23 protein-coding genes are annotated in these 20658 nt (G+C 72.6%); 7 read left to right on the top strand and 16 right to left on the bottom strand.

The window, feature by feature from the left end:
* Positions 1-48: 48 nt before the first annotated feature.
* Complete coding sequence (locus tag ACYVLJ_RS25915; protein ID WP_460440677.1) at positions 49-333, bottom strand: hypothetical protein; 285 nt, start codon at positions 331-333, stop codon at positions 49-51.
* A 184-nt stretch (positions 334-517) separates the two neighbouring features.
* Positions 518-952, bottom strand: coding sequence for a single-stranded DNA-binding protein (locus ACYVLJ_RS25910; protein ID WP_451983307.1), 435 nt, complete (start codon positions 950-952; stop codon positions 518-520).
* A gap of 126 nt (positions 953-1078) precedes the next feature.
* On the opposite strand from ACYVLJ_RS25910, the gene ACYVLJ_RS25905 reads away from it, so the two are divergent.
* On the top strand, positions 1079-1690 hold the full coding sequence (locus ACYVLJ_RS25905) for a phosphate signaling complex PhoU family protein (protein ID WP_460440676.1): 612 nt from the start codon (positions 1079-1081) through the stop codon (positions 1688-1690).
* A gap of 211 nt (positions 1691-1901) precedes the next feature.
* On the opposite strand, the gene ACYVLJ_RS25900 is transcribed toward ACYVLJ_RS25905, so the two are convergent.
* A complete protein-coding gene (locus ACYVLJ_RS25900; RefSeq protein ID WP_460440675.1) occupies positions 1902-2339 on the bottom strand; it encodes a zinc ribbon domain-containing protein in 438 nt (145 codons plus the stop codon).
* A gap of 101 nt (positions 2340-2440) precedes the next feature.
* On the opposite strand from ACYVLJ_RS25900, the gene ACYVLJ_RS25895 reads away from it, so the two are divergent.
* Positions 2441-2866 carry a nitroreductase/quinone reductase family protein gene (locus tag ACYVLJ_RS25895; protein WP_451983298.1) on the top strand — a complete coding sequence of 142 codons (426 nt, stop codon included), beginning with the start codon at positions 2441-2443 and terminating at the stop codon, positions 2864-2866.
* Here the strand turns inward: ACYVLJ_RS25895 and ACYVLJ_RS25890 are convergent.
* The 5 genes from ACYVLJ_RS25890 to ACYVLJ_RS25870 form a co-directional block, all read right to left on the bottom strand.
* On the bottom strand, positions 2863-4977 hold the full coding sequence (locus ACYVLJ_RS25890; protein WP_460440674.1) for a transglycosylase domain-containing protein: 2115 nt from the start codon (positions 4975-4977) through the stop codon (positions 2863-2865). The two genes, ACYVLJ_RS25895 and ACYVLJ_RS25890, sit on opposite strands and share 4 nt — an antisense overlap.
* A 36-nt stretch (positions 4978-5013) precedes the next feature.
* Entirely contained in the window at positions 5014-5835 is an 822-nt protein-coding gene (locus tag ACYVLJ_RS25885) for an ABC transporter permease (protein WP_451983292.1), read from the bottom strand.
* Complete coding sequence (locus tag ACYVLJ_RS25880) at positions 5795-6598, bottom strand: ABC transporter ATP-binding protein (protein WP_451983289.1); 804 nt, start codon at positions 6596-6598, stop codon at positions 5795-5797. Before ACYVLJ_RS25880 ends, ACYVLJ_RS25885 begins: the two co-directional genes overlap by 41 nt.
* Complete coding sequence (locus ACYVLJ_RS25875; RefSeq protein WP_451983286.1) at positions 6595-7035, bottom strand: MarR family winged helix-turn-helix transcriptional regulator; 441 nt, start codon at positions 7033-7035, stop codon at positions 6595-6597. Before ACYVLJ_RS25875 ends, ACYVLJ_RS25880 begins: the two co-directional genes overlap by 4 nt.
* Before the next feature lie 79 nt (positions 7036-7114).
* Positions 7115-7438 carry an ArsR/SmtB family transcription factor gene (locus ACYVLJ_RS25870; protein ID WP_460440673.1) on the bottom strand — a complete coding sequence of 108 codons (324 nt, stop codon included), beginning with the start codon at positions 7436-7438 and terminating at the stop codon, positions 7115-7117.
* 83 nt (positions 7439-7521) lie between these two features.
* On the opposite strand from ACYVLJ_RS25870, the gene ACYVLJ_RS25865 reads away from it, so the two are divergent.
* The 3 genes from ACYVLJ_RS25865 (at position 7522) to ACYVLJ_RS25855 (ending at position 10110) form a co-directional block, all read left to right on the top strand.
* The gene (locus ACYVLJ_RS25865) at positions 7522-8526 is read left to right on the top strand and encodes a zinc-dependent alcohol dehydrogenase family protein (protein WP_460440672.1); all 1005 of its coding nucleotides are present in this window, start codon (positions 7522-7524) and stop codon (positions 8524-8526) included.
* 224 nt (positions 8527-8750) lie between these two features.
* A complete protein-coding gene (gene pspAB, locus ACYVLJ_RS25860) occupies positions 8751-9308 on the top strand; it encodes a PspA-associated protein PspAB (RefSeq protein WP_451983277.1) in 558 nt (185 codons plus the stop codon).
* 166 nt (positions 9309-9474) lie between these two features.
* On the top strand, positions 9475-10110 hold the full coding sequence (locus ACYVLJ_RS25855; protein ID WP_451983274.1) for a hypothetical protein: 636 nt from the start codon (positions 9475-9477) through the stop codon (positions 10108-10110).
* Here the strand turns inward: ACYVLJ_RS25855 and ACYVLJ_RS25850 are convergent.
* Complete coding sequence (locus ACYVLJ_RS25850) at positions 10029-10658, bottom strand: hypothetical protein (RefSeq protein ID WP_460440671.1); 630 nt, start codon at positions 10656-10658, stop codon at positions 10029-10031. The genes ACYVLJ_RS25855 and ACYVLJ_RS25850 overlap by 82 nt on opposite strands.
* 75 nt (positions 10659-10733) lie before the next feature.
* Between ACYVLJ_RS25850 and ACYVLJ_RS25845 the strand changes: the two genes are divergently transcribed.
* On the top strand, positions 10734-11426 hold the full coding sequence (locus tag ACYVLJ_RS25845; RefSeq protein ID WP_460440670.1) for a GNAT family N-acetyltransferase: 693 nt from the start codon (positions 10734-10736) through the stop codon (positions 11424-11426).
* Here the strand turns inward: ACYVLJ_RS25845 and ACYVLJ_RS25840 are convergent.
* The 6 genes from ACYVLJ_RS25840 to ACYVLJ_RS25815 all read right to left on the bottom strand — a co-directional run bounded on the left by ACYVLJ_RS25840 (position 11423) and on the right by ACYVLJ_RS25815 (position 19490).
* Entirely contained in the window at positions 11423-12847 is a 1425-nt protein-coding gene (locus ACYVLJ_RS25840; RefSeq protein ID WP_460440669.1) for an APC family permease, read from the bottom strand. The two genes, ACYVLJ_RS25845 and ACYVLJ_RS25840, sit on opposite strands and share 4 nt — an antisense overlap.
* A gap of 85 nt (positions 12848-12932) precedes the next feature.
* Positions 12933-14210 (bottom strand): sensor histidine kinase, encoded by a 1278-nt coding sequence (locus ACYVLJ_RS25835; protein ID WP_451983262.1) that lies wholly within the window; start codon positions 14208-14210, stop codon positions 12933-12935.
* 130 nt (positions 14211-14340) lie between these two features.
* Positions 14341-15771: a carboxylesterase/lipase family protein gene (locus ACYVLJ_RS25830; protein WP_460440668.1), complete on the bottom strand. Its 1431-nt coding sequence runs from the start codon at positions 15769-15771 to the stop codon at positions 14341-14343.
* A gap of 146 nt (positions 15772-15917) precedes the next feature.
* The gene (locus ACYVLJ_RS25825; protein ID WP_460440667.1) at positions 15918-18092 is read right to left on the bottom strand and encodes a xanthine dehydrogenase family protein molybdopterin-binding subunit; all 2175 of its coding nucleotides are present in this window, start codon (positions 18090-18092) and stop codon (positions 15918-15920) included.
* Positions 18089-19051 (bottom strand): FAD binding domain-containing protein, encoded by a 963-nt coding sequence (locus ACYVLJ_RS25820; RefSeq protein WP_460440666.1) that lies wholly within the window; start codon positions 19049-19051, stop codon positions 18089-18091. Before ACYVLJ_RS25820 ends, ACYVLJ_RS25825 begins: the two co-directional genes overlap by 4 nt.
* On the bottom strand, positions 19038-19490 hold the full coding sequence (locus ACYVLJ_RS25815; RefSeq protein WP_451983251.1) for a (2Fe-2S)-binding protein: 453 nt from the start codon (positions 19488-19490) through the stop codon (positions 19038-19040). The genes ACYVLJ_RS25820 and ACYVLJ_RS25815 overlap by 14 nt, the downstream gene beginning before the upstream one ends.
* A gap of 192 nt (positions 19491-19682) precedes the next feature.
* Between ACYVLJ_RS25815 and ACYVLJ_RS25810 the strand changes: the two genes are divergently transcribed.
* Positions 19683-20249 carry a TetR/AcrR family transcriptional regulator gene (locus ACYVLJ_RS25810; protein ID WP_451983248.1) on the top strand — a complete coding sequence of 189 codons (567 nt, stop codon included), beginning with the start codon at positions 19683-19685 and terminating at the stop codon, positions 20247-20249.
* On the opposite strand, the gene ACYVLJ_RS25805 is transcribed toward ACYVLJ_RS25810, so the two are convergent.
* Positions 20246-20596, bottom strand: a complete 351-nt coding sequence (locus ACYVLJ_RS25805) for a hypothetical protein (protein ID WP_451983245.1) — start codon at positions 20594-20596, stop codon at positions 20246-20248. The two genes, ACYVLJ_RS25810 and ACYVLJ_RS25805, sit on opposite strands and share 4 nt — an antisense overlap.
* Positions 20597-20658 lie beyond the last annotated feature (62 nt).

The raw sequence follows: 20658 nt of genomic DNA, 5'->3' as shown, positions 1-20658 counted from the left end.
AGCGCCGCGATTCCTTCTGGAGTTGTCAAGCTTCGGGGCCGCCGGGGGTCAGGCGGCCGTTTGCCGGTGCTGGGCCGAGACGATTGCTTGGCCGTCAGCCGTCAGGATCGCCGGGACCAGCTCGCCCGGGAGGCCGGGGCGGGCCGCGCGGACCAGGCCCAGGTGGGCCAGCGCGTGGGCCGCGAACTGGTCGCCGCACGACAGGCCGTCGATGAACAAGTCCGGTTCACTGCTGCAGGACACCCGGCCGCGGCCCGCGCCGACCGCTCGCAGCATCGCCAGCATCCGGTGGTTCGGCACGGCCGGTGATCCGGTCCGTTCGTTCCCGTTCATCTCGGTCCCTCCGCTCGTGGTTCGACCTCTGTCTGCTCATGCGTCGAACCAGCTGACGGGATTTCGACAGCGCGTCCGGAATCGGTCGGGCCAGTGCGTCCCGTCCATCGTCAGCGCCACCGGTCGAGCCCGGGTCGACTTCCCGTCAACGGGCTTTCGAACGCCGGGCGTGACCGGATGGGAGTCAGAACGGCGGCGATTCGGAGACGGCCGGTTCCGGCGTCCACGGACTGCCCGGCTCCCCGGCCACCGCCCGGACGGCCTTGGTCACCTGCGCCGTGGCGTAGCGCAGGGCCGGGCCGACCTCGTCGACGTCCAGCTCCGTCACGGTGCGCTTCTCGCCCTCCTTCGTGTCGTACGACCGCTGTCTCAGCCGGCCCTGGACGACTACGTGCGCTCCGCGGCGAAGCGACTCCGCGACGTTCTCCGCGTACTGCCGCCACACGCTGCAGCGCAGGAACATCGGTTCGCCGTCGCGCCAGGCCCCCGAATCGCGGTCGAACGTGCGGGGCGTGGACGCGACCGTGAAGTTCGCGACCGCCGCGCCGGACGGGGTGAACCTCAGCTCCGGGTCGGTCGTCAGGTTGCCGACCACGGTGACCAGCGTTTCGCCTGCCATCGGTCTCCTCCTTCTCCAGCGGGTGCGGGGTGCACCGCTCTCGCCGACGAGGAGAGCACGGGGGTCCGACAATTCCGGTCCGGGCGACGAGATGCCGACACCCGGCCGGGCTGGTTTCCTGCCGCCATGCCGACGGCGTTTCAGAAGGAGCTGGTCACGCTCGCCCACCGGCTGGCGGACCTGTGCGCACTGGTCGCGAGTGCGCTCGAAGAGACCACGCGGTGCGCGCTCGAAAGTGACCACACGCTGGGCGGACGTGCGCGGGAACAGGCTTCGGCGGTGGACTCGCTCGGGGCCGCGTGCGAGGACCAGGCGTGTGCGCTGCTGGCCCTGCACGCGCCGCGGGAGAGGGACGTGAAGGCGGTCGTCGCCGCCGTCCACACCGCTGCCGATCTCACTCGGATGGGTGGACTTGCGCGGGAGGTCGCGGAGTCGCGGGGACCCGTGCCGTCGGCGGCGCGGCCGGTGCTCGCCCGGCTCGGGGCGCACGCGGTGGACGCCGCTCGGGCGCTGCGGGAACTGCTCGCGGGCGGGGACGCTGCCGGGCTTGACGAGGCGGTCGCGCTCGCCGGTGCTGCCGAGAAGGAGCTGCGGGCGTGGGCGGAGAAGCGGGACTGGCCGGGTGGAGCCGGGGCCGCGGTCGATGTGGTGCTGCTCGGGGCCGCGTGTGGTGGGTTCGCGAGGATCGCGGCTCGGATTGCGCGGCAGACCGCGGGGTTCGCGCCGGTCGGTGCCTGAGGTCGGCGGGACGCGGTGATCGGCTGGGCGCGATCGCGGTGGCCCGTTGCGATGGGTTGGGTGCGCGGGGGGTCCGTGGTGACACGGGTCGTGGGTTGCGATGGCGCCGTGCTGGGCGTGATTTGGCTCGATTGGTAGCCGTTTGTCCGGATTGGACAGCTCGACCCCGGCGTCGGCGTGCGCCGGGCCCGGGTGCCGAGCGTCGGGTGGGTCAGTTGCCCTGGTGGGGTTGCTGGCCCTGCTGCGGGTACGGCTGCTGGAAGCCCTGCGACGGGTGCTGCGGCTGCGGGAAGCCCTGCGGCTGCGACGGGTGCGGCGACGGGAAACCCTGCTGGGGCATGCCCTGCTGCGCGGGGAAACCCTGCGCCGGGGAAGCCTGGGCCGGGAAGCCCTGAGCCGGGGACGCCTGCGCCGCGGATTCCTGCTCCTGCAGGCGGACGGCGTCCTCCTTCGAGATGCGGTTCTCCACCCCGCAGAACGTGCACTGCGCCGAATACTTGACGCCGATCGGGAAGAGCGGGATGAAGAACAGCGTGAACTTCGTGACCGCCTTGCGGACCGAGTGCGACGCCGGGTTGCCGCAGCGGCCGCACAGGAAGGTGGTCATCGCCAGTACGTAGACGCGTGTGCGCCAGCCCCAGATCAGCATCGGTGCTTCTTTCTCCCAGTTCGTCTCTTCGCGGCGCAGCCTCGCACACCGGCGCGCCGCCGCGTGGTGGTTTCGGGGAACTCGGGGACTAGATTGTGATCATGCCGAGCGATTTCGCCCTCAAGACCATGAACGCCGTGCACCGCGGCCTGATCAAGCTCACCGGCGGGCGGGTCGGCTGGCACGCCGCCATGCCCGTCCTGGAGCTCACCACCGTCGGCCGCAAGAGCGGGCAGCCGCGGTCGGTTCTGCTCACCTCGCCGCACCAGGACGGGGACACGCTGGTCGTCGTGGCCTCGCGGGGCGGGGACGACACGCACCCCGCGTGGTTCCTCAACCTGCGTGACAACCCCGAGGTCGAGGTGTCGCTGAAGGGTGCGCCGAAGCGGCCGATGCGCGCCCGCGTCGCCGACGCCGACGAGCGCGCGAAGCTCTGGCCGAAGATCGCCGGCGACTTCAAGAACTACGCGCAGTACCAGACGAAGACCGAGCGCGAGATCCCGCTCGTCTTCCTCGAACCGCGCTAGTTCCGCGCCGTCAGGTACTCCGGGTCCGGCCCGGGGATCGGCTGGTCCGGCACGCCCTGCAGCAGCGTGCTCATCGCGTGGAAGTACGGCGGCGCGGCGACCGTGCCGCCGAACGCGCCGTGACCGCAGTTGCCCAGGTGGACCGGCGTGCCCGGGCAGATCTCGCGCGGGTGCGAGCCGTCGGCGAAGACCATCGACGACACCGCGTAGCCGTCGACGCCGCCGACGAACGCGACCGACTCGCTCTGCTGCGTCGTACCCGTCTTGCCGATGTCGGGACGCGTCCAGCCGGCCGCGTGGGCGGCCTCCGCCGACGTCCCGCTCGTGGTGTCCTTGCTCAGCCCCGCCTCGAGGGTGTTCGCGACGCCCGTCGGGGTGACCTGCTCGCACGCCTGCTGCGGCACCGGGACGGCGTTCCCGTTCCGGTCCGTGACCGACAGGATCGGGTTCGGCGGGCACCAGACGCCGCCGCTCATCAGCGTCGCCGAGACGTTCGCCATCTCCAGCGGGCTGACCGGGCTGTTGCCCAGGGTGAACGACAGCAGATTCTGGAAGTACCGCGACTGCGGCTGGCTGTATTGAGGGTTGCTCGAAGCCGGGTTCGGCGCGGCTCCCGCGTCGTTGGTCGCGAGGGTGTTCCGCAGCCCGAGCTTGTAGGCCATGTCGAGCACCGCGGGCATCCCGACCTGGCTCTCGAGCCCGACGAACGCGACGTTCGGCGACGTCGCCAGCCCGTCGGCGAGGCTGATCGGGTCGGCGTAGTGGCCGTCGTTGTGGACCGTGTAGCACGCCGCGTGCGAGTCCGGCACCGGGAAGCACTGGCTGTCCGGGTTGGGCAGCGGCGTCTCGAGACCCGCCTTGCCCGTGACGAGTGCCGCGGCCGAGGTGAAGATCTTGAACGACGAGCCCGCGCCGAACTCGTTGCTCGCGTCGGAGACGATGTCGGTGGACGTCTCGCCCTGCGCCGGGTCCGTGCCGTAGTTCCGGTTGGCGACCATGGCGAGCACCTGGTGGCCCGTCGAACCCGGCCGCACGACGGCGAAGGTGTTCGCGACGCCGTCCTGGGTGGTCGGCACGTTCGCGTCGACGGCGTCCTTCGCCACCTGCGAGACGCGCGGGTCGAGCGTGGTCTTGATCGTGTACCCGCCGGTGGCCAGCCGGTCCGCGGTGAACCCGGCGTGCACGAGGTAGCTTTCCGCGTAGGCGCAGAAGAACCCGGCGTCCGGCGCCGCGCCCATGCACGTCGAGGACGGCGCCACCGGCCCGTTCGGCAGCACGCCGAGCGGCGCGCCCTTCGCCGTCGCGGCGTAGGACGCCGGGATGGAGCCGTTGGTGACCATGTCGTCGATGACGAGGTTGCGCCGCTGCGTCGCCTTGTCCGGGTGCGTGTACGGGTTGTAGACGCTCGGGTTGTTCACCATTCCGGCGAGCAACGCGGCCTGCGGCACGGTCAATTTGTCCGCTGTCGTCCCGAAGTAGGCTTTCGCCGCGGCGCCGACGCCGTACACGGTGCCGCTGAATTCCACGACGTTCAGGTAATCGGCGAGAATGTCGTCCTTGCTCATCGTGTCGTTGAGCTGGACGGCCATTTTCGCTTCCCGCAGCTTGCGCGCGACCGAGTCCTCGCGGTCGGCGGCCTGGGCCACCGGGTCGGTGCGGTCGACGACGTTCACGAGGTAGTTCTTGACGTACTGCTGCGAGATGGTCGACGCGCCCTGCAGCGAGCCGCCGGCGCTGTCGTTGATCGCCGCGCGGAGCATGCCCTGCACGTCGACGCCGCCTTCGGTGTAGAACCGGCGGTCCTCGACCGCGATGATCGCGGCCTTCATCGTCGTCGCGATGCCGGCCGCGGTGACCGGCAGCCGGTACTGCGCGTACAGCGTCGCGATCGGGGTGCCGTCGCGGTCGGTCACCGTCGTGGTCAACGGCGGGTCGGCGGCGGCGAGCTGCGCGGAAATGGCGTCCACCGAATCACTGACCTGATTCGACAACAGGCCCGCGCCGATGGCCGCGGGAGCCACCGTGCCCGCCACCAGAATTCCGGCGAGAACGCACAATACGACCAAAGAGGCCAGGCGAGGGCGACCATTCACGAAACCGAGATTAGCCATCCGGGAATGAAGCCTCCGTTCGGTGAGACATGTGCCTCACCGGGCCAACCTGCCGAGCAGCGCGGACGCGACGGCGATCGCGGCGACCGTCGCCGCGGCCAGCACCCCGAAGTCGAGCCCGAGGTGGGCGGGCGTGCCGATCAGCAGCCCGCGCAGCGCGTCGACCTGGTAGCTCAGCGGGTTGACGTGGCTGAGCACCTTCAGCCACGACGGCATCAGGTCCACCGGGTACAGCGCGTTGGAGCCGAAGAACAGCGGCATCGTGATCGCCTGGCCGATGCCCATCAGCCGTTCCCGCGACAGCACGATGCCGGCGATCACGATGGACAGGCAGCAGAAGAACGCCGACCCGAGCACGAGCACGACGGCCATCGCGAGCAGCTTCAGCGGGTTGACGGTCAGCCCGACGCCGAGGATCGCGGCCAGGACCAGCACCATCAGCGCCTGCACGAGCGCGCGGACGCCGGCGGCGAACGCCTTGCCGGCGACGAGCGCGGCCCGCGGGGTCGGCGTCACCAGGAGCTTGGAGAGCACGCCGGCGTCGCGTTCCCAGATGATCTGGATGCCGTAGAAGATCGAGATGAACAACGCCGACTGCGCGAGGATGCCGGGCGCGAGGTAGTCGAGGTACGGCGTCGAGCCGGTCGGGATCGCCCGGATCCGGGTGAACGTCTCCCCGAAGATCAGCAGCCACAGCGCGGGCTGGATCGCCCTGGTGAGCAGTTCGGTCTGGTCGCGGCGCAGCTTCTGCAGTTCCACCAGGCACATCGCGCCGACGCGCGCGGCGAGGATGCGCAGCTGGCGCAGCGGTCCGGGGTCAGCCGAGACGGCGGGCGGTGCGGCGAGCGGCACGGACACTGCGGATCCCTCCTTCGTCGGATTCGAGGCGGTCGCCGGTGACCGCGCGGAACACGTCGTCCAATGTGGACTCCGGGCCGAGGTCCGCTTCGAGCTCGGCGGGCGTGCCGAGCGCGCGGATCCGGCCGGCGTGCATGAGCGCGACGCGGTCGCAGTACTGCTCGGCCTCGTCCATGTAGTGGGTCGTGACGAGCACGGTCATGCCCGTGTCGGTGCGGATCTGCGTGATCCGTTCCCAGACGGCCGAGCGGGCGACGGGGTCGAGCCCGATCGTCGGTTCGTCGAGGATCAGCAGCCGCGGTGAGCTGACCAGAGCCTGGGCCAGTTCGAGCCGGCGGATCATGCCGCCGGAGTAACCCTTCGCGACCCGGTCGGCTTCGCCCGCCAGCCCGACGAGGTCCAGGGCACGCCGCACCTCGCCGTCGCGCCGGGCGCGGGGGACGTCGAAGAGCCGCGCGAACAACGCGACGTTCTCGCGGCCGGTCAGCGCGCCGTCGGCGGAAAGCTGTTGCGGCACATAACCGATCAGCCGGCGCACGGCCATCCGGCGGCGCGCGACGTCGACGCCGAAGACCGTGATGTGGCCGGGTGCGGTGGGCAGCAGCGTGGTGATCATCCGGAGGGTGGTGGTCTTGCCCGCGCCGTTCGGGCCGAGCAGGCCGAACACCTCGCCTTGGCCGATTTCCAGGTCGACGCCGTCGACGGCGCGGGTCGTCCCGAACGAGTGGCTGAGCCCGGTGCACCGCACCGCGGGTTCGGTCATGGCTGCTCCTTCAGGATGCCCATGAGTTTTTCCAGTGCCGGCAACGCGTGTTCGATCGCCTCGATGTCCTCTTCGGACAGTCCGGTGAGGGCGCCGGCGACGATCCCGGTGCGGGCGAGCCGCAGGGTCGCCATCCGCTCGCGCGCCGCGTCCGTGATCTCCAGCCGGGTCGCGCGCCGGTCGGCCGGGTCGGGTTCACGGCGCAGCAGACCGGCTTCGTCGAGCTGGTTGACCAGCGTGCTGACGGAGTTGGCGGCCAGGTGCAGCTCGCGCGCGGCGGCGGCGACGCCGATGCCGGGGTGGTCGGCGACCACGCGCAGGACCTCGACCTGGGCGCCGGGCAGGGGGTAGTCCGGCACGTCGGCGCGCACCCGGCGGCGCACCACGCGGCGGATGCCCTGGACGGCACCCAGCAGCCGTTCGGCGAGTTCGGTCATGTCCCCAAAGTAGCTCTGACTCAGATCTATTAGCAATGCTAAATGTCTGGTTGGGGAAGAACGCGGGGGAAGATCCGGATCAGCTGCGCGCGGCTTCGGCGAGCGCCAGGCCGAGCAGTCCGGGGAAGCGCGCGTCGAACTCTTCGCGACGCAGGGCGTTCAGGCGTTGCGTGCCGCTGTCCCACTGCTTGAGCAGGCCGGCCGCGCGAAGGATCTTGAAGTGCCGTGACGCCGCGGGCTTGCTGACCGGCGGCATGATCGCACCGCACGACTGACCGGGCTCGCGGGCGAGCGCGGCGACCATGGCGAGCCGGTGCGGGTCGCGCAGTGCCTCGAGGGCCTCGGGGAACGTGACGTCCTCGAGGGCCGGGTGCTCCAGGGGGGTCGCGGTGCGGCTGGCCATGGTCCGAGTATCCCCGGTTGCCCCGGTGCGGGCCGCTGTGCCATGGTCGATGTTAGCCAATCGATTAACATGAGGAGGACGCGGTGCACGTCTACCGGTCCCACGCCGGCCGTCTGGTCCGGCTGGAAGAACCCGTTCCCGAGCCGCAGCGCGGCGAGGTGCTCGTCCGGGTCCGGGCGACGTCGCTGAACTACCGCGACCTGCTCATCCTGCGCGGCGACCACTTCACCAACGGGCCGGGGGACCTGATCCCGGTCTCCGACGCCGCGGGCGAGGTCGCCGCCGTCGGCGAGGGTGTCACGCGCTTCGCGGCCGGCGACCGCGTGCTCGACGCCTTCCACTCGAACTGGATCGGCGGCCGCCTGCCCGCCGCGGAAACCCTGCGCGGCTACGGCAACGCCCAGGACGGCTGGCTCGCCGAGTACCGGGCCGTCTCCGAGAACGCGCTCGTCGCGCTGCCGGACTCGCTGACCTACGAACAGGGCGCGACACTGCCGTGCGCCGCCGTCACGGCGTGGACCGCGCTCAACGGCGGCACGCCGCTGAGCCCGGCCGACGTCGTGCTCACCCTCGGCACCGGCGGGGTTTCCCTGTTCGCGCTGCAGCTGGCCAAGGCGAACGGCGCGCGGGTCGTCGCGACGACGTCGAGCCCGGAGAAGGCCGAAAGCCTGCGGAAGCTCGGTGCGGACACCGTCATCGACTACCGCGCGACGCCGGAGTGGGGCAAGGCCGTGCTCGACGCGACCGGCGGCCGCGGCGCGGACCGGATCGTCGAGGTCGGCGGGCCCGGCACGTTCGCCCAGTCCCTGGTCGCGGCCGGCACGCACCACGCCGAGATCGCGCTCGTCGGGTTCGTCGGGGCCGAGGGCCCGCCGGTGGACTACATGGACCTGTTCCGCAGTGGCGCGACCATCCGGAAGACCTGGGTGGGCAGCCGGGACGACACCGAGGACCTCGTGCGGCGCCTCGCGGTCCGCCCGATCGAGCCGGTCATCGACAGCGTTCACCCGTTCGAGGACGCGGACGCGGCGTTCCGGCGGTTCGAGAGCCGGGAGAACTTCGGAAAGGTCGTGGTCTCGGCGCGTTGAGGCGAGCGGGATACCGCTGATCGGTGGAACCTGCGTTCGGATGACCGTTCGCCGTCGCGGTGCTGCCGTTCGCCGCGTGACCGTCCGGTTCCCGTCCGGAACCGGCGGCCACGGGCGCATGCTGTCCTTTCCGACCCCGCGTCCCCGCGCCTGACGTCCACTGTGGACATTGCCAGTGCGCCCGGCCCGGCGGTCTTTCTCTACCCGAGATAGGACACATCGTCGTGACCCTGCTGGACAGCAAGCTCGTCCGGTGCTGGACGTCCCGCCCGCACCTGCAGTCCCTCTACACGCTCGCCGCGGCCGGCCCGCGGGTGCGCGCCGCGCTCGGCCTGGCGCCGACCGGCGGCGGCACCGTCGGCTTCAAGGTGGACGGGGACGCGCTGGCCCGCACCGAAGCGGAGCTGATCGCCGCGACGTCGGCGCGGCTGCCGGTGCACCCGCTGGTGACGCAGGACCTCCACGGCCGCTCGACCGTCCGCTGCTGGCGCCGCAACCGCGACCTGCGCGTGCTGACCAGCGACCTGGTGGACGTCGCGGACCGGCTGGCGCGGGCGGGCTACGGCGGCTGCCTGCGGTCCGCGACGGTCGAGTTCGCCGAGCCGGACGGCCGCCGCGAGCGGAAGCTCGCGCTGGTCTACCTGTTCGACCGCGGCACGTTCCACGCCGCGGCGGCGCCCGGCACCGGTCCCCTGGACCACGCACTGGAGCTGCGCGCCCGCGCCGCGCTGCACGGCGCGATGCCGCTGGAACCGCACGCGCACCGCCGGTTCGTCGTCTGACGGTTCACCCCGGGGAGATGACGCCGGCGGGGCCGGGCACGGCAGGCTGGAGCCGACGACGACGGGTGAACGTCGTCCATCGGGCGTAACGGGGCTTTGCGCCTCGCGCGTCCCCGGGTGACGATGAGGTGCCGGCGTGGAGTGGCGCCGGGCCGAAGGAGGCCCCATGGCGGGTTCCCCGTGGACGTGTGCGCAGTGCGGCGCGGTCAACGACGGCGCCGCACAGCACTGCCGCATCTGCACGGGCCTGGCCCCCGGCCGGGCCCGCGCGCGGGCGCTGTGGGTCCTGCTCACCCTGATGCTGGTCGCCGCCGTCGCGGTGGTCGGGGTCCTGCTCTTCGCCGGACGCTCGAAGCCGGCGCCGGCCGCGTCCGGGCCGTACCCGGCGTACACCACGCCCGTGCTGCCGACGACCAAGACCGTCGTCACGACGGCGAACGGCTTCACCCCGCCGATCACGCCCTCGACGACGTCGACATCGGCGACGCCCGAGGGCAAGCCGTGCCCGGGGGACGCCGCGCGCTACCTGCCGGGTGGCGAGGGGACGGCGCTGCTCGTCGCGCAGACCGCGCGGTCGCTCGTCACGATCTGCCGCGTCCCCGACGGGCGGGTCTTCTACGACGGCCAAGCGCGCGGGCAGGCGGCCTCGGACGACACCCACATCGTCCTGCCGGCCGAGGCATCGGGAGACGGCTTCGTCGCGAAGAACGGCGAATACCGCTACACGGTCGGCGGCGGGAGGCTCGTCGTCTCGGTCGGGGACAAGGTGCTTTCGGACGACGAGCTGACCACGGTCGGCTGATCCGGGTACAGCTCGTCCACCGGCTCCGCGTCGAACCCCAGGTCGGCGCGCATCCGGGCGCGCATGACGCGGTAGCCGCGCTGGCCGGCGTCCCAGGCGCCGCGCGTCTTGCCGCTGTCGTCGTCCGGGTCCAGCAGCATCGCGGCCAGCCGCATCCGGGGGAGCGTCGCGTCGCTGACCAGCCGCCGGACGGCTTCCGGCGCGTGCAGCACGACCGGTCCGAGTGCGTGCTGGGCCTCACTGCGGACCTCGCGCAGCTCGGTGATCTGGTGCTCGTCGAGGGCGTCACCGGACTCGCGGACCGCGCGGGCCTGGAACAGCACGCCGTCGAACGCCTCGAGGACCCCCATCAGCTGGGCGTAGGCGTCGGCGCGGGTCTCGTGCGTCCGGGCTTCGCGTTCGCGCTGCCAGCGGCGCTCCTCGCGGGCCGCCTCCTCGGTCATCCGCTTCGTCTCCCGCCGCCCCGAAAGCACCTGCGTGAGGATCACCCCGGCGAGGCCGAGCAACGCGACGACGACCGGTATCCACACCGGGACCTGAGAACCCACGCGCGCACCCTATCGAGCACGCTCACGATGTGGGAGCGCCACCGCGGGCCCGGCGGTTTTGCGCATCCTGGCGGGATGGGATCTCCGCTCGACAACCCCACGTGGGCTTCGCTGTCCGGCCCCCACGCGCACTTCGCGGAACGGCAGGGGCGCGTGCTGCGCTACCCCGAGGACGTCGCCCCCTTCCTGGCCCTGCCGGACGACCCCGGCGAGCAGGACTGGCGGGACGTCGCCGAGCTGGCCGGGCCCGGCGCGACCGTCGTGCTCGCGACCACCGCCGCCGCGCGGCCGCCGGCCGGCTGGGAGGTGCTCGACGTGATCCCGGGCGTCCAGCTGGTGGACGAGGGGGTCGCGGCCGCGCCGGAGCCGGAGGCCGTGCGGCTGGGCCCCGCGGACGTGCCGGAGATGCTCGACCTCGTCGAGCGGACGAAGCCGGGGCCGTTCCGGAAGCGGACCGTCGAGCTCGGCACGTACCTCGGGATCCGCCGCGAGGGCGCGCTGGTCGCGATGGCCGGGGAGCGGCTGCACCCGCCCGGCCACACCGAGATCAGCGCCGTCTGCACGGATCCGGCGTACCGCGGGCAGGGCCTGGCGACCCGGCTGGTGCTCGCGGTGGCGGCGGGCATCCGCGAACGCGGGGAGACGCCGATGATGCACGCGGCGGCGAGCAACACCTCGGCGATCCGGCTCTACCTCTCGCTCGGGTTCGCGCTGCGGCACCGGCCGGACTTCGTCGCGGTGCGCGTGCCGCTCGCGGTCGCGGTCTAACCGACCACGGATTGGAGGCCGAGCTCGTCGAGTCCCGCGTAGACGTCCGGGCGCCGGCTCCGCAGCCACGCCGCGAGCCCGAGCCCGCCCGCCGCCGCGACGGCCAGGAGCCACGGCAGCAGCGCGATCGCCGGCGCGTCCGATCCGGCCAGGGTGGGGAAGTTGAGGACCGCCAGCGCCGTCACGGCGATCAGGCCGATCCCGCCGAGGCCGGGAGCGATCGCCGTGCGCCAGATCCGGGGGTCGCGCCGCCTGCGGAAGAACGCGACGACCGCGATCCCGGCCAGGGCCTGCAACGTGATCACGCCGAGTGTGCCGATGCCCGTCATGCTGGCCGTGAGGTCGGCGAGCGGGTCCAGCCCCGCCAGCGCGTAGACCGCGGCGATGAGCGTCGCGAGCCCGATCTGCGTCCCGCTGGCGACGTACGGCGCGCCGTTGGCCGCGTTCGTCCGGCCGAGGACAGCCGGCAGGACCCGGGCCCGGCCGAGCGCGAACAGGTACCGCGTCGCCGAGTTGTGCAGGGCCAGCAGGGCCGCGAACAGGCTGACGACCAGCAGCAGCATCATCACGTCGGTGAGGAACGAGCCCAGGTACGTCCGGCTGATCGAGAAGACCAGGTCACCGGTCGAGAGGTGGTCCTGGGCGGTCTTCCCGGCTTCGGCGACGCCCGTCGCGCTGACGATCGCCCACGTCGTGAAGGCCGCGAAGACGCCGATGAGCACGATCGCCGTGTAGGTCGCGCGGGAGATCGTCCGGCGCGGGTCCCGCGCCTCTTCGCTGAACAACCCGGTGGCCTCGAACCCGACGAAGGCGTTGAAGGCGAACAGGAACGCGATCCCGACCGAGCCGCCGAAGACGACGCCGGGGGAATACGCGTGGACGTCCAGACCGGTCCGGACGGCGACCGCGACGTCGAGCACGAGCAGGATCGAGACCTCCAGGACGAGCGAGACGCCGAGAACCTTCGCGCTGACGTCGACCCCGCGCCGGCCGAGCGCGAACACCGCGGCGGCGGACAGCAGGCTCCACAGCTGCCACGGCGTGTGCCACCCGAAGACCTGCTCGACGACGTTCGCCGTGAAGAACCCGCTCGTGCCGACCGCGCCGGCGACGAAGCAGTTGTAGCCGAGCAACGCGATCAACGCGGCGACCAGGCCGAGCGGGCGGCCGAGTCCCTTGGTGACGTAGACGTAGAACCCGCCCGCGCCGGTGACGACCTTGCTCATCTGCGCGTAGCCGACGCCGAAGAGCACGAGGATCACCGCGGCGAGCAGGAACGCGCCCGGCATGCCGCCGCCGTTCCCGAGCGCGATGCCCAGGGCCGCGATGACGACGATGCCGGTGAGCGGCGCGACGGCCGCCAGGACGAGGAAGACGACACCGGCCGTGCCGAGTGCGTCGCGGCGCAGCGTTCCGGCCATGGTGAGCTCCTCCCGCGGGTGGCTGTGCGGGAATCGTGCGCCGCCCGGCCGCTCGCGGTCTTGCCCGCCAGCGCACTACCGTTGTCTAGCTCGGCACCCACATCGTCACGCGGGTGCCGCGGCCCGGCTGCGAGTCCACCGTGCCGTGCCCGCCGACCTCGGCCAGGCGCGCCACGATCGACTGGCTGATACCGAAGCCCGGCGGCCGTTCGCGGACGTCGAAGCCCTGGCCTTGGTCGCGCGCGACGACCGCGATGCCGCCGTCGCGTTCCTCGACGCGCAGCACGACCTGCTTCGTCCCCGAGTGCTTCACGGTGTTGCGCAACGCTTCCCGCACCGCTTCGCACATCGCGGTGCGGCGGTCCTGCGACAGCTTGTCGTCGTCGGCGAAGTCCGCGGCGACGAGCTGGGTGCGCAGGCCGTCGCGCGCCATCTCGGTCGCGACGTCGGCGAGCTCGACGGCGAACCCGCGCGCGGTCCCGTTCGGCACCGGTTCGGTGATCCGGCGGCGGATCTCGGCGGCCTCCGCCTTCGCCACCGACCGCACTTCGGACAGCCGGCTCACGGCGTGCGTGTCGTCCCCCGGGGCGGTGATGGCCAGCGCTTCCAGGGTCTGCAGCACGCTGTCGTGCATGATGCGCCGGGTCCGGCGGCGCTCGGCCTCGCGGCCGCGCCGGATCCCGATGTCCACGGCGAACCGCGTGCCGGCGCCGAGCAGGATGAGGATGCCCGCGGCCAGCACGATCGCCACCGCCAGCGCGATCATGCAGCCGATCGACCGCGTCACCGAGAGCGGGTCGGTCAGCGGCAGGCCGCCGGCCAGGGTGAGCGCGGCGCGGAGCGGGACGGCCGCGACCAGCAGCCACAGCGCCGACGGCAGCCCGGACGTGCCCGCCCACATGGCGACCGCGCCGACCAGCCAGGTCCAGGAGACGTCGACGGCGAACGGCTGCACCGCCGCCGGGGCCGTCGCGGCGACGGCGAAGTTGAGCGCCACGCCGACGGCCAGGTCGAGGGCGAGGGCCCGGCCGGTCATCCGGGCGCGCAGCCCGCCGGAGCGCAGCACCCAGGCCACGGCGCCGGCGTTCGCCGCCACGGCGAAGAGAGTCGCGGCCAGCACCGGCCCGAGCCCGAGCCGCCCGTTGGCCGCGGTGAACCCGATGAACACCTTGACGAACGCCGCGATCCGGTAGGTCAGGGGCACGACGACCCAGTAGCGCGCGGCGCGGGCGAGCGTCGCGTCCCCGATCGCGGTGAGGTCACCGTTCTCGTCGGGGGGCTCGGCCGGTTCCGCGGGTGTGCCGCTGCGCAACAGCGTGCGAACGAGCGCGCGCGGCGGTGCGGCAGAGCCCGCCTCGGGCATCGGGGTCCCCATTTCGTCCGGCCGTCCGGGCGGCCTGAGCCTGGCAGCGCCGCGGGGCCTCGTCAACTGCCCGGGACGGGGTCCAGCCCGGTGGAGCAAGGGGACTGGTCCGGTCAGCAGCGGGCGCCGCTCAGTAGGCGTGGAACATCGTGTCCTCGCCCGCGTACTCCACCCAGCCCGGTGCCCCGGTGGCGGCGAAGCGGTACCACGCGCTGTTGAGGTCGCGGGCCAGCTCCCGCGGCGCGTGCTCGCCGACCAGGCCCTGGGGGCCGGACATCGGGCCCAGCGCGTCGAACACGAAGGGCAGCTCGAGCCCGTGGCACGCGCCCAGCCCGCCGTCGAGCAGCGGCGAGCCCCACTCGAACTCGTACCGGAAGGTCCGGCCGGCGTGGTGCTCCGCCAGGTCCCGCACGCCGTCGCGGAAGACCAGATCGGTCAGGGCCGCCACCAGGACCTCGCCCGCCGAGCGGTCGGAGCCGAGGCCGTAGCGCTGCAGCACGCCGGCCGGGTCGGGGTGCGACACCGCCAGCGACGCGACGGCCTGGTCGTCCGTGACCGCTTCGAGCACCCCGGTGGGCACCAGGTAGAGCCGCATCTCCTCGCTGCAGCTGCCGACGACCAGGTCGACGTCGCGGCCCGCGCCCGCGCGGATCGCCTTCGCCGGGTGCTGCGGCAGGACGTCGTCGCCGACCACCGGGAGGAACGGGCTGAGCCCGTACCCGCGGTCGTACCCCAGGGCGTCCCGCAGGTCGGGCGCGCCACCCGGCCGCAGCACGGCGTCCTGCGCGTCCAGCAGTTGCTCGGTCGACACCTTCCGGAACGCCTCGGCGGTCGGTTCGGCTTTCAGCTCGTCGGCGATCACCTTGGCGAGCCGGCGTGCCTGGACGCCGTCGCGCACCATGTCTGGGTGTCCACTCTGGACGATCGCGCGGCGGAAGAGCCCTTGGGAGAGCGGGGAAGCGAGGAGGCAGGCGACGCTGACCGCGCCGGAGGCGGCGCCGAAGAAGGTGACCTTGGCGGGGTCGCCGCCGAACCCGGCGATGTTCTCCTGGACCCACCGCAGCGCCGCGAGCTGGTCGCGCAGCCCGAGGTTCGTCGTGCCGCCCTCCAGCGGCAGGAAGCCGTCGACGCCGAGCCGGTACTGCACGGTCACCAGCACCGCGCCGGCGTACCCGAACGCCGTGCCGTCGTAGACCGGCGCCGACCCGGTGCCGCCGAGGAACGCGCCGCCGTGCACGAACACCAGCACCGGCAGGCCGGCCGCGCCGAGCTGCGGGGTCCAGACGTCGACCGTCAGGTACTCCGGGCCCGGCCGCCAGCCCGTGCCGGCGAGCGGCGCGAGGTCGAGCCCGGGCACGTCGTGACGGCGCTGCGGAGCGGTCGGCCCGGGTCTTCTCGCGTCGCGGACCTCTTCCCAGGGTGGCGCCGGGACCGGTTCGGCGAAGCGCAGGTCGCCCTCGGGCGCGGCGGCGTACGGGATGCCGCGGAACAGCGCGAAGCCGGCGGCGGTGACCTGACCGCGGACCGCGCCGGACGTGGTGGGGACGACGGGGTCGGTCATGCCGGGAGGTCCCTTCGTGGAAGATCGGGGGAGCGCCCGTCAGCCTAGGACCGGGGACGGGCCGCCGTCATGGGCGAACCGTCGCGGGAGTTGTCGCGGATGGATAACGGCGGGAGCGGGACGCCCTCGCGTCCCGCTCCCGGCCGTCAGTCTTCGAGCAGATCCTCGATCGTGATCGGGATGTGCCGCACGCGGACGCCGGTGGCGTTGTGCACGGCGTTGGCGACCGCGGCCGCCATCCCGACGGTGCCGATCTCGCCGACCCCGCGCGCGCCGACCGCGTTGTGCAGCGTGTCCGGGTACTCGACGAAGTGGACGTCGACGTCGGGGATGTCGGCGTTCACCGGCAGCAGGTAGCTCGCGAAGTCGCCGTTCGCGAGCCGGCCGTTCGCCTCGATCTCCAGGCCCTCGTGCAGGGCCGCCGAGACGCCCCAGATCATGCCGCCCATGAGCTGGCTGCGGGCCGTCTTGTCGTTGATGATCCGGCCCGCGTCGAACACGCCGAGCATCCGCGACACCCGCGCCTCGCGCGTCCACTTGTGCACGCGCACCTCGACGAACTGGGCGCCCCACGAGCTGAACGAGTGCTTGGTGACCTCTTCGCCGGGCGCGGACGAGCCGGTCACCTCGAGCTTCTCGCGGCCCAGCGCGCGCAGCAGTTCGCCGAACGTCATGGTCCGCCCGTCGGCGAAGACGCGGCCGTCGGCGTAGGTGACTTCGGCGCCTTCGAACGGTGCGCCGGGGTCGGCGGCCAGGGCCATCAGCTCGTCGATCGCCTTGGTGGCGGCGATCATGATCGCCGTGCCCGCGCTCGCCGTCGCCGTCGAGCCGCCGGAGAGGCCGCCCGGCGGCAGGGCCGAGTCGCCCAGCTTCGGCGTGATCCGGTCGGCCGGGATGTCCAGCGATTCCGCGCCCACCAGGGAAAGCACGGTCAGCAGGCCGGTGCCCGGGTCCGCGCCGCTCGTCGCCACGACGGCCGTGTCGTCCGCGTTGAGCGTGACGCCGACCGTGGCCGGGAAGCGCAGCGCGGGGAACATCGCGGTGGCCGCGCCCATGCCGACGAGCCAGTCGCCGTCGGTCCGGCCGCCCGGACGGCGGTGCTGCCAGCCGAACCGGGCCGCGCCGACGCGGAAGCACTCGTCGAGGTGCTTGCTCGACCACTGCAGGTCCTTGCCGGGCGGGGCGGTCGAGTTGTTCTTGACGCGCAGCTCGATCGGGTCCATGCCGAGCGCTTCGGCCAGCTCGTCCATCGCGCTCTCCAGCGCGAACGAGCCGGGCGCCTCACCGGGCGCGCGCATGAACGTCGTCGGCGGCACGTTCAGCGGCACGATCTTCTGGCTGATCGCCAGGTTCCGCGTCGCGTACCACTCGCGCGAGGTCCCGTGCGACGTCGGCTCGACGAACGACCGCGCGGTGTCGGTGCTGCACCACGAGTCGTGGCTCAGGGCGACGATCGTGCCGTCCGCTTCGGCGCCGAGCTTGATGGTCTGGACCGTCGCGGCCCGGCCGGCGGTCGCGGTGAAGACCTGCTCGCGGGTCAGCGCGGACTTGACCGGCCGGCCGAGGTCGCGAGCAGCCGCGGCGGCCAGGAACGCCGGCGAGGACGTCCGGCCCTTGCCGCCGAACGCGCCGCCGACGAACGGGTTCACGCAGTGGACGGCCTCCAGCGGCACGTCCAGGGCGCTGGCCAGCTCCATCGCCTGCAGGTTCGAGGCCTGGTTGCCGCTGTAGACGGTCACTTCGCTGCCGTCCCACACCGCGACCGCGGAGTGCGGCTCCATCGCGGCGTGGTTCTGCGTTGCCGTCGTGTAGGTCGCTTCGACGACGACCGGGCTCGCGGCCAGGGCCTCGGCGAAGGACTCGACGCCGTCCTCGAGCACCTCGAGGGTCGGTCCCTCGCCGTCGCGGCCCGGCGGCGCGTCCTCGGCGTCGGCGAGCCCCTCGGCCAGCGACGTCTTGGCGGGCAGCTCGCGGTACGCGACCTCGACCAGGGCGGCGGCGTCGCGCGCCTGCTCGAAGGTCTCCGCGACGACGAAGCCGATCGGCTGGCCGTAGTAGGTGACTTCCTTGGTCTGCAGCGGGACCCACGTCTCGCCGAACAGCGGCGAGGTCGCCGTCTTGAGCTTCAGCGGGTCGAACGGCGAGTACACGCCGACGACGCCGGGAGCCGCCCGGACGGCGGAGAAGTCCATCGCTTCCAGCTCGCCGTGGGCGATCGTGCTGAGCACGACGTAGCCGTAGACCTGGCCGGGGAAGGTGTGGTCGGCGCCGTACTTGGCTCCGCCGGTGACCTTCAGCGGCGCGTCCAGCCGGGTGATCATCGGGGGCTCCCCTCGGTCAGTTCGAGCAGCGCGCGGACGATGGTCCGCTTCAGCAGTGGCACCTTGAAGGCGTTGTCCGGCAACGGTTCGGCGCCCTCGGCCGCCACGGCCGCGGCGGCTTCGAAGCTCGCCTGCGTCGCGGGCGCACCGCGCAGCGCGTCCTCGACGGCGGGCAGGTGCCACGGCACCGTCCCGACCCCGCCCGCCGCGATCCGCGCGTCGGCGACGACCCCGTCGCGGACGTCCAGCGCGACGGCGGCGGAGCACAGCGCGAACTCGTAGGACTGCCGGTCGCGCACCTTGACGTAGGTGGAGTTCACCGCCCAGTCGAGCCGCGGGACGCGCACCTCGGTGATCAGCTCGCCGGGGCGCAGGTCGTTCTCCAGCGCGGGGGTGTCGCCGGGCAGCTGGTAGAAGTCGCGAAGGGCGACTTCGCGGGTGCCTTCGGCGTCGGCGAGGCTCAGGCGCGCGTCGAGCGCGACGAGGGCGACGGCGACGTCACTCGCGTGCGTGGCCGCGCAGGAGTCGCTGGTGCCGAGGATGGCGTGCATCCGGTTGGCGCCTTCGAGGGCGGGGCAACCGCTGCCGGGCTCGCGCTTGTTGCACGGCATCGCGACGTCGCGGAAGTACGAGCACCGCGTGCGCTGCAGCAGGTTCCCGCCGATGCTGGCCATGTTCCGGATCTGCTGGGACGCGCTCAGCAGCAGCGCGCGCGAGATCGCCGGGTACACCTGGGGGTGCGCGGCGATGGCGCTCATCCGCTCCAGGGCGCCGATCCGCAGGCCGTCGGTGGTGTCGATGCCGCGCAGCGGGACCTCGTTGATGTCGAGGACGTGCTGCGGCGTGAGGACGTCGAGCTTCATCAGGTCGACCAGGGTCGTCCCGCCGGCCAGGAAGGTGCCGGACGACGCGAGGGCGTCCTCGACGGTGGTGGGCGCGGTCAGCTCAAAGGGTCGCATCGGCCCGCCTCGCCTGCTCGACGGCCTTGACGATGTTCGGGTAGGCGGCGCACCGGCAGATGTTGCCGGACATGAACTCCCGCACGTCCTCGACGTCCTGCTCGACGGCGGCCACCGCCGACATCACCTGCCCGGCGGTGCAGAACCCGCACTGCAGCGCGTCCTGGTCCACGAACGCCTGCTGCACCGGGTGCAGCCGGTCCTCTGTGGACAGTCCTTCGACGGTGGTCACCGGCTGCTTCACGGTGGCGGCCAGGGTGAGGCACGAGAGCACGGGCCGGCCGCCGACGTGCACGGTGCAGGCGCCGCACTGCCCGCGGTCGCAGCCCTTCTTCGGCCCGGTGATTTCGAGGCGCTCGCGCAGGGCGTCGAGGAGTGTCACACCGGGATCTACGTCCAGGTGCTCGGTACTTCCGTTGACTTCGAGTGAAATGTCCACTGGTCTCTTTCCGCAGCTCGTCCGGAGGGTGCCCGACGGTGGTGGTGGCGGCGAACAGGGAGCGGATAGTCATCCGCTTCACCTGGAGGCGAGGCTAGCGGATTACAATCCGGTTCGCAACGAGCCGGTCACGCTGGAGCCGCTCCAGGTCTGGGTTAGATTCGGCGGACGGAACGACGAGCGGGAGGGACGATGACGACGGGATCGGTCAGCCCCCGGCGCGCGGACACCCGGCGCAACCACGAGCGCATCCTCGTCGCGGCCGCGGAGTCGCTCTCGAAGGCCGGCGAAGTCTCGTTCAACGCGATCGCCAAGCAGGCCGAAGTCGGCGTCGGGACCGTGTACCGGCACTTCCCGACGCCGGAGTCGCTGATCCTCGCGGTGTACGAGCGCGAAGTGCGGCAAATCGTCGAAATCGTGCCGGTGCTGCTGGAGCGGCGGGCGCCGGACGAGGCGTTCCGCGTGTGGGTGACCGACCACCTGGCGCACTACATGATGACGAAGAAGGGGCTGGCCGACGCCCTGCGCCGGGCGACCGCGTCCCGCGGCGAGCTGCCGGCGAGCGCCTGGGAGGCGATGATCGGCGCGGTCTCCACCTTGCTGGCGGCGAACGAGGCGGCCGGCACCGTCCGCCCGGGTCTGGACCCGGTGGGCGTGCTGCGCGGACTGGCCGGGCTGCTCATGCTCGACCCGAACGGCGAGTGGCGTGGCGCGGCGGAAGACCTCGCCGACCTGCTCTGGCACGGGATGGCGTCCTAGCCGAGCCGGACGGTCACGGTGACGCGGCCCTTCGCGTCGCGGTGCGCCACCGCGTGGCCGGTCCGGGCGGCGTCGTCGAGGTCCAGGGTGAGCGGTCCGCCGTCGCCGGTGAAGTTGCGCCACCACTGCTTCGCGTCGGGCAGCCGGACGCCGATGGTGACTACGTCGCCCGCGCGCCGGTAGCCGACGGGCGTGCTGAACGTGCGCCCCGACCGCCGGCCCGTGTAGGTGACCTGCGTGAGGTGGCGGCGGACCAGCCGTCCCCAGCGCGGCGACGTCCGGAGTTCGCCGACGCAGGTGTTGACGCGGTCGACGGCGTTCTTCGGGAGCGGTCCTCGGTACCCCACGACGGCCTCCTTCGGTCGGTGAAACCCACCGTACCGGAAACCGGAGACGAGTGTTCCGGTTA

The sequence above is a fragment of the Amycolatopsis stemonae genome, assembly GCF_054781455.1.
This window is presented reverse-complemented; position numbering and strand designations above follow the sequence as displayed.

What these genes read in the sequence shown, in the direction of transcription:
- ACYVLJ_RS25915 (WP_460440677.1), bottom strand. Translation starts at nt 333, where the DNA reads ATGAACGGGAACGAACGGACCGGATCACCGGCCGTGCCGAACCACCGG.
- ACYVLJ_RS25910 (WP_451983307.1), bottom strand. Translation starts at nt 952, where the DNA reads ATGGCAGGCGAAACGCTGGTCACCGTGGTCGGCAACCTGACGACCGAC.
- ACYVLJ_RS25905 (WP_460440676.1), top strand. Translation starts at nt 1,079, where the DNA reads ATGCCGACGGCGTTTCAGAAGGAGCTGGTCACGCTCGCCCACCGGCTG.
- ACYVLJ_RS25900 (WP_460440675.1), bottom strand. Translation starts at nt 2,339, where the DNA reads ATGCTGATCTGGGGCTGGCGCACACGCGTCTACGTACTGGCGATGACC.
- ACYVLJ_RS25895 (WP_451983298.1), top strand. Translation starts at nt 2,441, where the DNA reads ATGCCGAGCGATTTCGCCCTCAAGACCATGAACGCCGTGCACCGCGGC.
- ACYVLJ_RS25890 (WP_460440674.1), bottom strand. Translation starts at nt 4,977, where the DNA reads ATGGCTAATCTCGGTTTCGTGAATGGTCGCCCTCGCCTGGCCTCTTTG.
- ACYVLJ_RS25880 (WP_451983289.1), bottom strand. Translation starts at nt 6,598, where the DNA reads ATGACCGAACCCGCGGTGCGGTGCACCGGGCTCAGCCACTCGTTCGGG.
- ACYVLJ_RS25875 (WP_451983286.1), bottom strand. Translation starts at nt 7,035, where the DNA reads ATGACCGAACTCGCCGAACGGCTGCTGGGTGCCGTCCAGGGCATCCGC.
- ACYVLJ_RS25870 (WP_460440673.1), bottom strand. Translation starts at nt 7,438, where the DNA reads ATGGCCAGCCGCACCGCGACCCCCCTGGAGCACCCGGCCCTCGAGGAC.
- ACYVLJ_RS25855 (WP_451983274.1), top strand. Translation starts at nt 9,475, where the DNA reads ATGGCGGGTTCCCCGTGGACGTGTGCGCAGTGCGGCGCGGTCAACGAC.
- ACYVLJ_RS25845 (WP_460440670.1), top strand. Translation starts at nt 10,734, where the DNA reads ATGGGATCTCCGCTCGACAACCCCACGTGGGCTTCGCTGTCCGGCCCC.
- ACYVLJ_RS25840 (WP_460440669.1), bottom strand. Translation starts at nt 12,847, where the DNA reads ATGGCCGGAACGCTGCGCCGCGACGCACTCGGCACGGCCGGTGTCGTC.
- ACYVLJ_RS25835 (WP_451983262.1), bottom strand. Translation starts at nt 14,210, where the DNA reads ATGCCCGAGGCGGGCTCTGCCGCACCGCCGCGCGCGCTCGTTCGCACG.
- ACYVLJ_RS25830 (WP_460440668.1), bottom strand. Translation starts at nt 15,771, where the DNA reads ATGACCGACCCCGTCGTCCCCACCACGTCCGGCGCGGTCCGCGGTCAG.
- ACYVLJ_RS25825 (WP_460440667.1), bottom strand. Translation starts at nt 18,092, where the DNA reads ATGATCACCCGGCTGGACGCGCCGCTGAAGGTCACCGGCGGAGCCAAG.
- ACYVLJ_RS25820 (WP_460440666.1), bottom strand. Translation starts at nt 19,051, where the DNA reads ATGCGACCCTTTGAGCTGACCGCGCCCACCACCGTCGAGGACGCCCTC.
- ACYVLJ_RS25810 (WP_451983248.1), top strand. Translation starts at nt 19,683, where the DNA reads ATGACGACGGGATCGGTCAGCCCCCGGCGCGCGGACACCCGGCGCAAC.